The 15387-nt window shown below is 64.1% G+C and carries 11 protein-coding genes; 5 read left to right on the forward strand and 6 right to left on the reverse strand.

Features of this window, described 5'->3' with window-relative positions; all coding sequences use genetic code 11:
* The first annotated feature begins 138 nt into the window (after positions 1-138).
* From pheS to ACIOTN_RS15100, 3 genes are all read left to right on the forward strand, one after another.
* The gene (gene pheS / locus ACIOTN_RS15090; RefSeq protein ID WP_105661889.1) at positions 139-1218 is read left to right on the forward strand and encodes a phenylalanine--tRNA ligase subunit alpha; all 1080 of its coding nucleotides are present in this window, start codon (positions 139-141) and stop codon (positions 1216-1218) included.
* A gap of 3 nt (positions 1219-1221) precedes the next feature.
* The gene (pheT, locus tag ACIOTN_RS15095) at positions 1222-3765 is read left to right on the forward strand and encodes a phenylalanine--tRNA ligase subunit beta (RefSeq protein ID WP_402735601.1); all 2544 of its coding nucleotides are present in this window, start codon (positions 1222-1224) and stop codon (positions 3763-3765) included.
* A gap of 153 nt (positions 3766-3918) precedes the next feature.
* Positions 3919-4128, forward strand: coding sequence for a hypothetical protein (locus ACIOTN_RS15100; protein WP_105658142.1), 210 nt, complete (start codon positions 3919-3921; stop codon positions 4126-4128).
* Here ACIOTN_RS15100 and ACIOTN_RS15105 read toward each other — a convergent pair.
* Positions 4125-4607 (reverse strand): GNAT family N-acetyltransferase, encoded by a 483-nt coding sequence (locus ACIOTN_RS15105; protein ID WP_402735602.1) that lies wholly within the window; start codon positions 4605-4607, stop codon positions 4125-4127. The genes ACIOTN_RS15100 and ACIOTN_RS15105 overlap by 4 nt on opposite strands.
* Before the next feature lie 207 nt (positions 4608-4814).
* Entirely contained in the window at positions 4815-5336 is a 522-nt protein-coding gene (locus ACIOTN_RS15110; protein WP_105658140.1) for a phosphoribosyltransferase, read from the reverse strand.
* A 294-nt stretch (positions 5337-5630) separates the two neighbouring features.
* Here ACIOTN_RS15110 and ACIOTN_RS15115 point away from each other — a divergent pair, with 294 nt between their 5' ends.
* Entirely contained in the window at positions 5631-7145 is a 1515-nt protein-coding gene (locus tag ACIOTN_RS15115; RefSeq protein WP_402735603.1) for a DUF5129 domain-containing protein, read from the forward strand.
* Positions 7145-7825, forward strand: coding sequence for a 4'-phosphopantetheinyl transferase (locus ACIOTN_RS15120; protein WP_402735604.1), 681 nt, complete (start codon positions 7145-7147; stop codon positions 7823-7825). Before ACIOTN_RS15115 ends, ACIOTN_RS15120 begins: the two co-directional genes overlap by 1 nt.
* Before the next feature lie 22 nt (positions 7826-7847).
* On the opposite strand, the gene ppk2 is transcribed toward ACIOTN_RS15120, so the two are convergent.
* The 4 genes from ppk2 to ACIOTN_RS15140 form a co-directional block, all read right to left on the reverse strand.
* The gene (gene ppk2 / locus ACIOTN_RS15125; protein ID WP_105658137.1) at positions 7848-8744 is read right to left on the reverse strand and encodes a polyphosphate kinase 2; all 897 of its coding nucleotides are present in this window, start codon (positions 8742-8744) and stop codon (positions 7848-7850) included.
* A 131-nt stretch (positions 8745-8875) separates the two neighbouring features.
* Entirely contained in the window at positions 8876-10177 is a 1302-nt protein-coding gene (locus ACIOTN_RS15130) for a M1 family metallopeptidase (RefSeq protein WP_402735605.1), read from the reverse strand.
* Positions 10178-10190: 13 nt separating this feature from the next.
* Entirely contained in the window at positions 10191-14126 is a 3936-nt protein-coding gene (locus ACIOTN_RS15135; RefSeq protein ID WP_402735606.1) for a Pls/PosA family non-ribosomal peptide synthetase, read from the reverse strand.
* 276 nt (positions 14127-14402) lie between these two features.
* Complete coding sequence (locus ACIOTN_RS15140; RefSeq protein WP_402735607.1) at positions 14403-15371, reverse strand: quinone oxidoreductase family protein; 969 nt, start codon at positions 15369-15371, stop codon at positions 14403-14405.
* Positions 15372-15387: the final 16 nt, after the last annotated feature.

Raw genomic sequence — 15387 nt, forward strand, 5'->3', positions numbered from 1 at the left:
CAGCAATCCTGCTTCAAGGTAAGAAGCTTCACGCCAAGGGCCCGTCATCGGTGAAACGATCACGGGCCCTTAGCCATAGAATGGAAGCAAAGTGTTCTACGCGTAAGTACAAGATAAGAGTAAGGATCGATCGATCCCATGTCTGATCAGACAACTGAACAAGCTCCTGTCGGGGAGTCCAATGTTCCGCACCCAACCGATGAAGCCGGCATCCAGGGCGCGGTCGATGCCGCCCTGGCAGCCATCCAGGCCGCTGGCGACCTGAACGAGCTGAAGGAAGCGCGCCTGGCCCACACCGGCGAGAAGTCCGCGCTGTCCCTGGCCAACCGCCAGATCGGCAAGCTGGACAAGACCCAGAAGGCTGTTGCCGGCAAGCTCGTCGGCGGTGCCCGCGGACGGGTCAACAAGGCCCTGGCTGCCCGCACCACCGTGCTCGAAGAAGCCGAAGCCGCCCGCATCCTGGTCGAAGAAACCGTGGATGTCACCGCGGCCGCCCGCCGCCGCAGCGTTGGCGCCCGCCACCCGCTCTCGGTCCTGCAGGACCGTGTATCCGACATCTTCGTCGGCATGGGCTGGGAAATCGCCGAGGGCCCGGAAGTCGAATCCGAATGGTTCAACTTCGACGCGCTGAACTTCAAGCCGGACCATCCTGCCCGCGAAATGCAGGACACCTTCTTCGTGGAGCCTGCCGACGCGCACCTGGTGCTGCGTACCCACACCTCCCCGGTGCAGGTCCGCTCGATGCTCGAGCGCGATGTGCCGGTCTACGTGCTGTGCCCTGGGCGCACCTTCCGCACCGATGAGCTCGATGCCACCCACACCCCGGTTTTCCACCAGTTCGAAGGCCTGGCCGTGGACAAGGGCCTGACCATGGCCGACCTGCGCGGCACCCTGGAGCACTTCGCCCGGCAGATGTTCGGTGCCGAAGCGCAGATCCGCCTGCGCCCTGCCTACTTCCCGTTCACCGAGCCATCGGCAGAGCTGGACATCTGGCACCCAGGTGCCAAGGGCGGACCGCGCTGGATCGAGTGGGGTGGCTGCGGCATGATCAACCCGAACGTGCTGCGCGCAGCTGGCATTGATCCCGAAGAGTACTCCGGCTTCGCCTTCGGCATGGGCATCGAGCGCACGCTCATGTTCCGCAACGATGTCCCAGACATGCACGACATGATCGAGGGCGACATCCGTTTCAGCCAGCACTTCGGGATGGAGATCTAAGCAATGCGTATTCCACTATCTTGGCTGCGCGAATACGCGCAGGTACCAGCCGACGCATCGGCTGAAGACGTCATGGCAGACCTGGTCAAGGTCGGCCTCGAAGAAGAAGATGTCCACCGTCCAAGCGATGAGCTCTCGGGCCCCATCGTGGTCGGCCAGGTGATTTCCCTGGAAAAGGAAGTTGCCTCCAATGGCAAGACCATCAACTGGTGCCAGGTTCGCGTGGTTCCAGAAGGCGCCGAGCAGACCCTGACCGGCAAGGGCATCGACCCCTCGGGCGTGCAGGGGATCGTGTGCGGTGCGCACAACTTCGTCGAAGGCGACAAGGTCGTTGTCACCCTGCCCGGCGCCGTGCTGCCAGGGGACTTCAAGATCTCCCCGCGCAAGACCTATGGCCACACCTCGGCGGGCATGATCGCTTCCTCCCGCGAGCTGGGCATCGGCGAAGACCACGACGGCATCATGGTCCTGTCCAAGCTGGGCCTGGACCCGGAACTGGGCACCGACGTCTTCGAGCTCTTCGGCCTGGATGACCAGGCGGCGGAGATCAACGTGACCCCGGACCGCGGCTACTGCTTCTCGATCCGCGGCGTAGCGCGCGAATACGCGCTGGCCACCGGCACCTCCTTCACCGATCCCGCATCGATCGTGACCGTTTCGGAAGCCACCGAAGCCGGCCATGAAGTAGTTCTCCGCGACGAAGCGCCGATCTACGGCGTACCGGGCTGCACCCGCTTCGTGACCCGCGAGGTCTCCGGCATCAACCCGAGCCTCCCGACCCCGCGCTGGATGGCTTCGCGCCTGCAGCTGGCCGGCATGCGCTCGATCTCGCTGGTAGTCGATATCTCCAACTACGTCATGCTGGAACTCGGCGCGCCACTGCACTTCTACGATGCTGACAAGCTTGCCGGTGCGATTACCGTGCGCCGCGCCAACGCCGGCGAAAAGCTGGTGACCTTGGATGCCAAGGAACGCGAGCTGTCGGTCGAGGACCTGCTGATCACCGATGAGTCCGGCGCCATTGGCATTGCCGGCGTCATGGGCGGCGCGGCCACCGAGGTCTCGGATTCGACCAGCCGCGTGCTGATCGAAGCCGCGCACTTCGACACCGTGTCCATCGGCCGTTCGCGCCGTCGCCACAAGCTGCCTTCCGAAGCCTCCAAGCGCTTCGAGCGTGGCGTGGACCCACGCATCATGCAAATCGCGGCCCAGCGTGCCGTGGACCTGCTGGTGCAGTTGGCCGGCGGCACCGAAACCACCAAGGCCACCGACGCGGGCCAGATTCCTTCCGACACCCAGATCCAGCTGCCGGCAGGTTTCGCTGGAGCCCTGATCGGCGTGGACTACACCGATGAGCAGACCATCACCGCGCTGGAAGGCATCGGCGCGAGCGTTGAGCAGAACGCCGAGGGCTTCCTGGTCACCGCACCAAGCTGGCGCCCGGATTTGGACATCAAGGAAGACCTGGTCGAGGAAGTAGCCCGTGTAGTCGGCTATGACAAGATCCCGGCGACCTTGCCTGTGGCCCCTCCGGGCCGTGGCCTGACCCGCGCCCAGTCCCAGCGCCGCCGCCTGCTGCAGGGCTTGGCAGATGCAGGGCTGACCGAGGTCTTGAACTACCCATTCGTTTCCGAAGCGCAGAACAGCACCTTTGGTGCTGCGCAAGCCGGTACCGAGGTCAAGGCCATTTCGCTGGCCAACCCGATTTCCAAGGAATTCCGCTTCCTGCGCACCTCGCTGCTGCCGGGCTTGCTGGAAACCGCTCGCCGCAACATCGGCCGTGGCTTCCGCGACCTGGCACTGTATGAAGGCGGCCTCGTCTTCCTGCCAGGTACGCAGCTGGGTTCCTCGGTTCTGCCTCCGCTAGGTGAAAAGCCAAGCGATGAGGTCCTGGCCGAACTGTTCAACGGCGTCCCTGACCAGCCATGGCACCTGGCCGCGGTTCTCACCGGCCGCGAAGCATCGGCTGCGGCCGGCTTCGCACCGCGTGCCTGGGACTGGGCCGACGCGCTGGATGCGGCGCACTGCGCAGCAGATGTCCTCGGCGTTGAGCTTGAGGTTGCCCAGGGCAGCCACCAGGCCTTCCACCCGGGCCGTGTTGCAGTACTGAAGGTTTCCGGGCAGGTCGTTGGCTACGCCGGTGAACTGCACCCGCAGCTGCTCAAGGACCAGGACCTGCCAGCACGTACCGTGGCCATGGAACTGAATGCTGCCGCACTGATGGCTGCTGCACCTGCAGTGGTTGTTGCCCAGCAGCACCTGTCCGCCCAGCCGCTGGCTACCCAGGACGTGGCCTTGGTTGTCGACCAGGACGTCGTGGCTGGAGATGTGCTTGCCGCCCTTCGCGAAGGCGCCGGTGAACTGCTCGAAGACATCGCGCTGTTCGACGTGTACCAGGGCCAGGGCATCGAAGACGGCAAGAAGTCATTGGCCTTCGGCCTGAGGTTCCGTGCCGCCGACCGCACCCTGACCGCCGACGAGGCCTCCGAGGCTCGTGCCGCCGCGGTGGCTGCGGCTACCGAGAAGTTCGGCGCTTCCCAGCGCTAGGCTTTCGGCCTGCCAGATGCCCTGCTGCTCTCCCGATGATCGGGAAGCGGCAGGGCATTTTGCTTTGTCGCCATGCCCGGGTTGGCCAGGTTGAGGACTACACTTGATCTGGGATATCCCGACAAGGCGACTAGATGAGGGAAGAGGCTTGAAGTGAAGGGATTGCGTTCATGCGGTGCTGTGCTGCTGGTGTTCTTCCTCGGGATCCTGGCCGTTGCCGTCCTCATCGCGGCAGGCTGGGCAGCGGTGCTGTTTATCCAGCGTGGCGCCGGAACCCACCTCGAAGAACCGGCGACCCCGAGCGCTACGGTAGAGGAAGAAGCACCCGATAGGCTCCGCCCATCGGAAACCTACACGCCCTAGCTGGCAGGTGGCACCGGTACAGTGGGAAGAACCCGTGTCAACGTTATGAGCCCAGGGCCTTCCTTCGCCTGCGCGATGAACCCGTAACGGGCAAGCACTTTCAGCGAGGCGATATTCGAGGCATCGGCACGAGCGATAAATGCGCTTCGACCGGTTTCCTGCAATTGCGCGAGCCCCTCGCTGACTATTTCCTTCGCCAAGCCTTGGCCCCAGCATTCCGGGGCGATCCAATAGCCGATTTCGGTGGCATGCCTGCGTTCGGTAGTGGTGAAAAGTCCAACCGGAGAATTCTGGCGGCGCGCGATAAACCAGGAGATCTCCGGACTGCTCAGGGCATGATCCACGCGTTGCGCGGTGTACTCCAGGCTCCAGGTGCTTCCGTCGCCGATATGGGCCATGACGCGTTCGTCTGCAGCCAGGCGCGCAACGAAATCTGCATCCGCCTCGGTCATTGGCGTTAGCAGCAGTGAAGGACCCATGGGTTCAGCCTATGCGGGAACGAAGCGCGCGCAAACTTGTTTCATTGGCCGTAGTTCTTCTACGAGTCCTTCGGGATGGAAGCCGACTTCACCGGGGACTTTCCGCAATGCCCCGGATTCAGCCTGGACCTGCGCCCGCGGCAGTAGCTTCAAAACAAAAGCAGGGAACGGCGAAAGCTCGCCGTTCCCTGCTGATATTCAAGTACTTTACTTGGCTGCGCCAGCGGTAACTGGTGGCAGATCCGACCATGGGAAGGTAATCCACTTGTCGGTGCGGCGCCATTCGTAATCCGGGACCATGATGGTGCGCGGCTTGGTGTACAGGCAGACGGTCTTGACCTCGGCGCCCCAGGCGGACACCAGATCGACAACCTTTTCAAGGGTGCGGCCGGAGTCGGAGACATCGTCAACGATCAGGATCTTCTTGTCGCGCAGGTGGCCATCGTCCAGCATTGGAGGAAGAACCACTGGCTCCGGCAGGACGGTGCCGATGCCGGTGTAGAACTCCACGTTCAGCGCACCGCAGGCCTTGACGCCCAGAGCGTAGGAAATCGAGCCGGCCAGCAGCAGGCCGCCTCGTGCTACTGCCAGAACGATGTCCGGCTCGAAGCCGTCGTCGACAATGGTCTGTGCCAGTTCGCGGGAAGCTTCACCGAAGGTGTCCCAAGTGAGGATCTCGCGCTCTGGTTCTGAAAGGACGGATGCCCCGGAATCGTCAATGCTAGTCATTCTGCAATTTTAGCCCCGAATTTGGTGCGGTGCTGTCCAGTTCAAACCAATCGATCATTTTTTCCTCCCATGCCCGGAGGATTCCCATCCGTTGATCAGGCATGAATAGGCATGCAATGCACCTGCTTGAGGAATCCATCACTTTTCGGCGAATCCCGGTTGGAACAAGCGCGTTGCGGCCCCAATGCGCCGAAAGCCGTCTTAAGGATGATCGATGCCACACCCCGGCTCGCTAGGATAGGAGAAAGGCCATCAGCCGGAGATAACCCGGAACTCGAAAGAAGGAGACGCATCGTGGGCCCACGAACCCGGAGCATTCGAATAGCCGGTACCGCAGCGGCACTTTCCTTGGGGCTGGCTGGCGCCCTGCCTGCCGCGCAAGCTGCCACCGGTGTGCAGGTCGTGGCCGGGCAGAACCTGGAATCGGTCACCATCGAGGATTCCACCGGCAAGCTCAATGAGCAGCGGCTGCGTGACGCACTGGACGAGCTCGATTTCAACGAGCCCACGGATGTGGCAATCTACGCCCGCAACGGAGAATACTCCGATGACATCAACACCAAGACGCTGGAATACGCCAAGTCATCCCATCCGGAATGGATATCAGGAAAGCCCGAAGACTACGGCGACTACTGGGCCGACGGCCTGTTCATCATCACCTTGTCCATCGAAGGAGAAGGAGATGGACAGATCGGCACGTACTTCGGCGAAGACCGCAAGGTCTCAGAGAGCTCCATGGAGAGCATCCACGAAGCCGGCTACGACGACTTCAATCTATCCCGGTGGACCGACGGCGTCATTGCGGTAGCCGATCAGGCGGCCGTGATCATGAATCGGCCCTGGTACCAGCACCCGGCCTTGTGGATATCCACGGGCGTCGGAGGCCTCGTGGCTGCCATTATCGGCGGCGTCGCACTGCACACTCGGTCAACGCGTCGGAAAACTTTCGCGGAAGAACTGCATCAGGGGACCTTGCACCTGACCAACGTCACGATGGATCTGGAAGAAACCGAATTGGCGGCTCGTACGCTGCCGTCGGCTTCAGGGCATGCAGCCGAGCTGGAGCAGCGCTTCACCAAGTTCATGGCCAAATACCGTGCTTGTTTTGCAGCGCAGCAGGCACTGGAAGACTCGGGCAAGAAGGAGCGGTCCGGCTCCGAAGGCGTTCGCTTCGCCAAGGAATTCCGCGAAACAGCGCAGTCCCTGGACCTGACCGATGACGCCATCATTGCCGCGGCGGCGCTTTATACCCGTTCAGCATCCTGGGAAGAGGCGTGGCATGCACAGACCGAGCCGCTAGAAGAGGACCTCGACGAGATCAGGGAGTTGCTCAACGACGTAGAGCCGGAACTGATGGGCAGCGCGGCCGCCTTGGCTTCCTACCGGGAAATGGCAACCAGGCAGCTCGGCGAATTGTCAGTGCAGCTGAAGAAAGAATCGATCACGGTGGATCAAGCGCTCGATGGATTATCGGAGTTGCGTGCCGAATTGACCGAAAAGCTGGATGTCTTCGCCCAAGCTCAAATCGAAGTGTATGCGGAAAGTGCCGAAGAGAAGGCCGACATGCAATCGGCATTGAAGAAATCCCGCTATGAATCCGGGGCATATGACGGCCGTTCCGGCACCATCCTGGACGTTTTGAATCCCGCATCGATGTATTGGCGCGTGGGTGGCTACCACCACGGATATTCCGCGGGCGTCAGCGCAGTGGCTGAGTCGCGTGAAGCAGCGAGCTCGTCGGGCGGAGTCTCCGGCGGATACTCTGGTGGCGGAAGCTTCTCCGGCGCTGGCGGATCTTCGCGCTTCTGATGGAAGGCAACGATATCTTCGCAGAGCTGCTGCCGTCTTCGGTACATTTGGTCCAGTCGCGTACCGAGCTGGAAGACGGCCGATCCTACGGGGAAGAAGAACGGTACATCGCCGAGGCGGTGCCTGAGCGGCAGCAGGAATTCCGTACTGTCCGTGTCTGCGCTCGCCGAGCGCTGGCACAACTGGGCTATGCGGGCGTTGCCTTGGTTCCAGATCAAAAACGGGCACCGATCTGGCCAGCTGGCGTGGTGGGGAGCATGACCCATTGCGCTGGCTTCCGTGCAGCGGCAGTAGCCTCCACCAGCGATATTCGCGGCCTTGGCATCGACGCCGAACTGCATGCTCCGCTGCCGGCAGAAATCCTCGACATCATCTTGCTTCCCGAAGAGCAGGTGATGGCCGCCGAGCTATCGGCGCACCATCCGGGCATCGCCTGGGACCGGCTGATTTTCAGCGCCAAGGAAAGCATCTTCAAGGCGTGGTTCCCGCTGACCAGGCAGTGGCTGGATTTCCTGGAATGCGAGATTCGCGTCGATGCGCAGTCCCGCCGTTTCCATGCCGGAATCCGGGCTACGGGACCGGTTGCCGCGCAGCATGCTCTCGCATCGATGAGCGGTCGCTGGATCGCCGAAGGACCGCGCGGCCAAGGGCTGCTGGGCACCTGCGTCATCGTTCCCTAGCAGCGGTGCACCGGGAACGGATCTAGAATTCTTCGCCGTGGGTAATCACCTTGGCCGCGCGGCCCACGATTTTCGGATCGGGGGAGCCCACTAAGTGGTGGTCCTTGCCCTTGTACTCGAAAAGGTTCAGCACGTGGCGCATCGCCTGCAACCGGGCGCGCTTCTTGTCGTTGGACTTCACCACGGTCCACGGGGCATGCTCCGTATCGGTCTTGAGGAACATTTCCTTTTTGGCTTGGGTGTACTTTTCCCACTTATCCAGGGACTCGAGATCCATGGGCGAGAGCTTCCACTGGCGCACCGGATCGATGCGGCGGATGGTGAATCGGGTCAGCTGCTCGCTGGCGGACACCGAGAACCAGAACTTCACCAGGTCGATGCCCTCGTCGACGACCATCTTCTCGAAGGCGGGAGTCTGCTCCAGGAAGTGGTCCACCTGGGTTTCGGTGCAAAATCCCATCACGCGTTCGACGCCGGCACGGTTATACCAGGAGCGGTCGAAGAGCACGATCTCGCCAGCCGACGGGAAGTGCTGCACATAGCGCTGGTAGTACCACTGGGTGGACTCGCGCTCGCTCGGCTTTTCCAAGGCCACCACGCGGGCGCCACGCGGGTTCAGGTGTTCCGTGAAACGCTTGATCGTGCCGCCTTTGCCGGCCGCATCGCGGCCTTCGAAAACGATCATGATCCGGCGGCCATGGGCTTTCGCCCATTTCTGCAGTTTCAGCAGTTCGATCTGCAGTGCCCGCTTTTCAGCCTCGTAGGTGGCGCGATCCAGTTTCTGGAAATACGGGTAGTTCTCCCGCCAGGTATCGACGATGCTTCCATCGGCGCGGACCAGCACCGGATCGTCATCGTCGTTATCGAGGACGGAATAGCCCTGGAAGGCTTCATCGAGCAGGGGGATCTCTACAGTCATGCAATGACCGTAGAGCCATCCGGTGAACAGCTTGTGAACAAATGCTGAACAAGACCAAGCCAGAGGGTTGTTTGTGATGAAGGACAACAGCCCTGCGGACCTGGCCGGAACATCATGGCGCCGTGCGCCGATCAGGCAGGGAAGGGCGGAAGCGCCTCGGAAAACAGCCATGCGTCCAGGATGGCCTGGATCTCTTCCGCCGGTGCGTAGTGGCCCAATAGGTCAGCGAACTTCTGCGTGCTCACCGTCGAATGCTGATGCGTGGCGGTCCATTGGCGAAGCATCGTGTAGAAGTCCGTTTCGCCCAACCGCCGCATCAGCGCATACAGGGCCAGCGCTCCGCGCTTGTACACCCGGTCATCGAACATGTCCTGGGGCCCGGGGTCCCCGACCATGATGTCCTGCGGCAAGCCTTCGAGCAGGGCCCACGCGTGGCGGGCACGCTCGTCCAACGCCATCACCTGGGCTTTTTCGGAGTACACCCATTCGCTGAAGCAAGCGAAACCCTCGTTGAGCCAGATATCCTTCCAGCGCCCCGGAGTCAGGGAGTTGCCGAACCACTGGTGCGCGAACTCGTGGGCGATCAGGCGCTGGTCTTCCCACTGCAGCGACAAGTGGTTCTTGCCGAAGATGCTCAGGCCCTGGGCTTCGAGCGGGATCTCCAGTTCGTCATCGACCACGACGATCTTGTAGCTCTCGAACGGGTACGGGCCGAATTTCCGCTCGAACAGCTCGGCCATCGCCGTCTGCTTCGCGAACGCGCCGCGCACCGGCACCTCGGTTCCCGGAACCGAGTAGGCCACCAGGTGGCCGCCTTCATCGAAAGGAATCTGGCTATAACGGCCGATCTGCACGGTGGCGAGGTAGCTGGCCATCGGCTCACGCTGCTCGTAGACCCACATCTCGCGGCTGGCCGAACGGCGATGGTCCACCAGCTGGCCATTGGCCACGACGCGGTAGCCGGCATCCGCCGAGATCTCGAAGCGGTAGCTGGACTTGTGGCTGGGGTGGTCGTTGCACGGGTACCAGGTCGAGGCGCCTACTGGCTGGCCGGAGACCAGGATGCCATCGGTGAGCTCTTCCCAGCCAAGCTCGCCCCACAGCCCGTTTTCTGCCTGCGGGCTGCCGGCATAGCGCAGGTTCAGCTCCACGCGCTCGCCGGCTTTCACCACTGCTGGCAGGGAAACGACCATCCGGTGGTGCTTCTTGGCCACCGGCACCTTGCGCCCCTGGCAGGTGGCCTTGATGATCTTCAAGCCGCTGAGGTTCAACGCGACCTCATTGATATCCTCCACGGCGCGGATGCGCAGCATGGCCCGGCCATCGAGCAGGTTGCTGGCGAGCTTGATGACCAACGACAGGTCATAGTGCTCCACCGTGTACGTCGGGGACCCATGGTGCTTGGTGTACTCATCGAGTATGTGGTGGGGCATCGGCGGGGAATCCTCAGGCTTGTTGGTCAGCCGGTTGCTCGGCTTTGGTCTCGGGTTCGATGTTCCAGCGTACCGCCGGATTACCGCGCCAGTAGGTATTTGCCGGAAGCACCTCGCCGCGCAGCACCAGGCTGGCTGGCCCGGTGGTGGTGCCTTCGGAGATCCGCGCGGCGGGCAGGATGACGCTGTGCGGGCCGAGCGTTGCCCCGGCGCCCAGGGACACCGCGTCGATGGACATGATCCGGTCGTGGAACAGGTGGGTTTGCAGGACACTGCCGCGGTTCACCGTGGCGTGGTCTTCCAATGTCACCAGGTCCGCTTCCGGGAACCAGTAGCTCTCGCACCACACGCCATGGCCGATCTTTGCCCCCTGCGCGCGCAGGAACCAGACCAAGGCCGGGGTGCCCGAAGCCAAGCGGGCGAACCATTGGGCGCAGACCAGCTCGGTGAAGGAATCCACCATTTCGGTGCGCCATATGAAGGAACTCCACAATGCGTGCTCGCCCGGGCGAATCACGCCAACCACCAGCCACTTGGCGGCGACCGCCACCAGGGCGGCGACTGCTCCGGCCAGGACCAGCACCGCGCCGGAAAGCAGGATCGCGACCAGCGGGTTGAAGTAGACGGTCAAGGCGGACAGCGCCCAAAGCACGCCGCCGGCAATTCCGACCGTGGTGAACACCGCGAGGCCACGGGTCAGCTCCCACCCCGCCCGCATCGCCTTGAGCTTCAGGGTTGGGCGGTAGGTCAGATCCGATTCGCCTTCCACGGTGGTGCGGCGCAGCTTGTGCGGGGGCGAGCCGATCCACGAGGTGCCGGCCTTCATCTTCTTCGGCGTGGCCGACAGCACCGCGATCAGCGAGCGCTTGGGCACCCGGCGCCCGGCATGCAGGATGCCGGAGTTGCCCAAGAAGGCCTTCTTGCCCACGCGAACCGGGGCAATGTGCATCCAGCCGCCACCGAGCTCATAGGAAGCAACCATGGTGTCATCGGCCAGGAACGCACCCGAGGAAATGGTGGTCATCTTCGGAATCAGCAGCACCGTGGAGATCTCCACGTCGCGGCCCACCTTGGCACCGAGCAGGCGCAGCCAGATCGGGGTGAAGAGCGAGGCGTAGAGCGGGAAGAGCAGGTCGCGGGCGGTATCCAAGACGCGTTCGGTAGCCCAGGCCTGCCAGCCAACGCGGGAAGTGACCGGATGCCACCCCTCTGCCAGGCCGATGGAAAGCAGGCGGACAATGGCGATGGTCAGCACCATGGTGGCCAAGAACCACACGGTGGCGCCCAGCAGCACGGCCGGAATGAACCGCCAGCCGATCCCGGCCAGCGATTGCGCGCTGCCAAGTACCGGGGCTATGGCCAGCAACGCGGCAATCACCGGAAGCCACTGTGCGAGGTTCAACGCCATGGAACCGATGCCGCCCAGAATACGGGGCAGCGCCTTGTGCTCCGGTTCCTGCGTTGGCCACTTCGGCTTGGCCTTGCCTTCGCGCTGCGCCGGCGAACCGGCATAGCGGGAATGGCTCCGGGCCTGGCCGTAGACCGCGGATCCCGCTTCAACGATGGTGTGCGCACCGATGGCTGCCCCGGGGGCCAGGGTGCTGCGGGCGCCGATGGAGGCGTGGGCGCCGATCTCAATGGTGCCCACGTGCAGCTTGTCCCCGTCGATCCAGTAGCCCGAGATATCCACCTCGGGCTCGATGGAGGCTCCGGGGCCGACTCGCAGCATGCCGGTGACCGGTGGCAGGGTGTGCATGGTCGCGGTGCGGTCGATCTGCGCACCGAGCATCCGCGCATACCAAGGCAGCAGCGGAGCGGACGCCAGGGACACCGGATCGACCACGTCGGCGATGTGCTGGGCCAGCCAGAGGCGCAGGTGCACCGAACCCGAGCGGGGGTAGGTCCCCGGCTTCAAGCCGCGGAGCAAGAGCTTCGTGGCCGCGATGGACAGGCCCATGCGCCCTACCGGGGTCACGAAGACCAGCCAGAGGCCGGCAAGCACGTACCACGGGGTCGGCAGGTGCGCCTCGAAAACACCGAGGAACACCAGCAACAGGTGTCCGAGCATGAGGTAGGTGAACCAGCGCAGGCCCGAGAGGATGAACAGCGGCCCGGCGGCCAGGGACTGCGCCCATTGGGTTCCCCGCTGGGTGCGCTCGACCGTGCGCGGCTGCGCCGGCGTCACGGATTGCTGCTGGCCGCCGAGGTATTCGAGCAGTGCGCCAAAACGCGGGTAGTCGTAGAGCTGCGCGACGGTCAGGTCAGGGTAGCGGGCACGCAGTGCCGAAACCAGCTGGGCCGCGGCCAGCGACCCGCCACCGGAAGCGAAGAAATCGGCGTCCAGGCCGGCGGCCGAAGCGCCCAGCGCGCCGCGCCAAGCTTCGGCAAGAAACTGCCCGGTCTCATCGAGTTCGGGCAGGCCGGAGCCCTCGGCAGCCAGTTCGGCGCCCGGCAACGGCCACGGCAGCGCATTGCGGTCCACCTTGCCGCTGGTCTTCATCGGCAGGCTGCCCATCACCGCCAGGATCGGCACCATCGGCGCCGGCAGGTCGGCAAGCAAGCGGGTGCGCGCTGCCCCCAGATCATAGTTTTCCGCTGCCTGCAGGTAGCCGACCAGGACCTTGTTGCCGGTGGCGGTCTCGCGTACCGCTACCGCCGCGGAAGAAACTTCGGGAAGGGAGTTGAGCGCGGCGTCGATTTCGCCCAGCTCGATACGCCGACCGCCGATCTTCACCTGGTCATCCACGCGGCCGATGAAGATCAGGCCCAGCGGGTCATTGATGACCATATCGCCCGAGCGGTAGGCCCGCTCCCAGCCCAAGGTGGGCATCGGCGCGTACTTCTCGGCATCCTTTTCCGGATCCAGGTAGCGGGCCAGGCCCACGCCGCCGATGATCAGCTCCCCGGATTCGCCCTCGGCGACCGGGATCCCCTCGGTATCAACCACCGCCAGATCCCAACCGTCCAGCGGCAGGCCGATGCGTACCGGCACGCTGCCGTCCATGGTGGCGCCGCAGGCTACCACGGTCGCTTCGGTCGGTCCGTAGGTGTTCCAGACTTCGCGGCCTTCGGTGGCTAGCCGCCCGGCCAGTTCCGGCGGGCAGGCCTCGCCGCCGAAAATCAGCAGGCGCACCGAGTCCAGGGCCTGCGCCGGCCACAGCGCCGCCAGGGTGGGCACGGTGGAAACGGCGGTAATGGAACGGGAAATCAGCCACGGGCCCAGGTCCATGCCGCTGCGCACCAGGGCGCGCGGGGCCGGGACCAGGCAGGAGCCGTTGCGCCAGGCGATCCACATTTCCTCGCAGGAGGCATCGAAGGCGACCGACAGTCCGGCGAGCACCCGGTCGGTGGTGTTCAGCGGATCGCCGGGCAGGAACATCTTCGCTTCGGCATCCACGAAGGCCGCTGCCGAACGGTGGGTGACCGCGACGCCCTTGGGCTTGCCGGTGGAACCGGAAGTGAAGATGATCCATGCGTCATCTTCCAGTCCAGGCATTCGCGGGTTCGCAAAGGGCTTGGGGCGCTGGCTATCGGCCACGACGGTATCGCGTCCCTTGATGATGCCCGCGACTTCGGCCTCGGTGAACACGGTCTTGGCGCGCTCGTCGGGGTCATCGGCATCGACCGGGACATAGGCGGCCCCAACCCACATGATCGCGAGGATCCATTCATACAGGTGCCGGGTGCCCGATTCAACGCGCACGCCGATGCGGTCGCCGGCGCCCAGGCCCTGGGCATGCAGCCGCCGGGCCTTGTTCTTGACCTCTTCGAGCAGCTCCGCGTAGCTCTCTACGCGTTCGCCGTCGTCAATGGCCGGCGCATCGGGATGAGCCTGGGCGGTGGCCTGCAGGATGTCCATAAGGGTGCGCGCAGCCGGCGCCAGGGTTCCGGAGGGGAACTGGGGTGGATGGATTGGTGCATCCGGCGCTGGAGTTCGTTCGTTGTCCATGCTGATCGGATCCGTCCCTTCACTAAGAGTGCAAGATGGGTCGCTGGGGGAGAGCGTCCCAGAAGTGAAGTGGATCCTGGAGGGGTGGAACGCAAGGGTTCCAGTCACCATTAAAGCGTGTTACGGGTTAAGAGCGGAAAAATTTGATTGAAGTGTCATGCATCTCTCAACTGTTGCGGACCGGCGGCAGCAACGAGCGCGCGGTGAATGCCGGCATCGCCCCGGTGCTCTCGGGGCAGATGCCGGCATGCCCAGCCTGCGGATGCCCGGCCATCGCTAGGGAACCAGGATGACCTTGCCGGTGGTGGCGCGCGATTCCAGCGCGGCATGGGCCGCGGCGGCTTCGGCCAGCGGGAACTCGGCGCCGATGCGCACATCGATGTCCCCGGTGGCGACCCAGCCGAAGATATCGCCGAAGCGCCAGTGCAGCTCCTGCTCGGTGGCCAGGAAGTCATCGAGCTTCGGCCGGGTCACGCTCAGCGAACCGCCGGCGTTCAGCCGCTGCAGGTTGAAGTCCGGGACCTGGCCGCTGGCCCCGCCGAAGAGCACCAGGGTGCCGCGCCGGCGCAGGGCTGCCAGCGAGGTCTCGAAGGTGTCCTTGCCGATGCCGTCGTAGACCGCGTGCACGCCCGCGCCGCCGGTGACCTGCGCGACGGTGTCCGCCACCTGGTCGTAATCCACCACGTAGTCGGCTCCGGCCGCCTTGGCCAGGTCCTTCTTTTCCTGCGTGGAGGCGGTGGTGATCACGGTGGCGCCCTTGAGCTTGAGCAGCTGGGTGAGGATCAGGCCCACGCCGCCAGCGCCCGCGTAGGTCAAGACGACATCGCCGGAGCGCACCATGTAGCTCGAATGCACCAGGTAATGCGCGGTCATGCCCTGCAGTGGCAGCGCGGCGGCGATGCTCAGGTTCACCGCATCGGGCACCTTGCCCGCGCGCTTGGCCTCCACCAGCGCGTACTGGGCGTAGCCCCGGGAGCCGGAGGCGGTGGCCACCCGGTCGCCGACCTGGTAATTCTGCACGCCGTCGCCGATCTGCTCCACCACGCCGGAGAACTCGGTGCCCGGGGTGAAGGGGTAGTCCACCGTGTACACGCCGCTGCGCTGGTAGGTCTCGATGAAGTTCACGCCGGTGGCCGCGACCTTCACCAGCAGCTGGCCCGGGCCCGGGGCAGGGACCGGGATCTCGCCCGGCACCAATCCGCTGGCATCGGACGGTTCGTGAACCAGAATGGCTTGCTGCTGCATAGTGCGGCGCTCCTTA

It is taken from the genome of Glutamicibacter sp. NPDC087661, from assembly GCF_044743275.1.
Taxonomy (GTDB): Bacteria; Actinomycetota; Actinomycetes; order Actinomycetales; family Micrococcaceae; genus Glutamicibacter.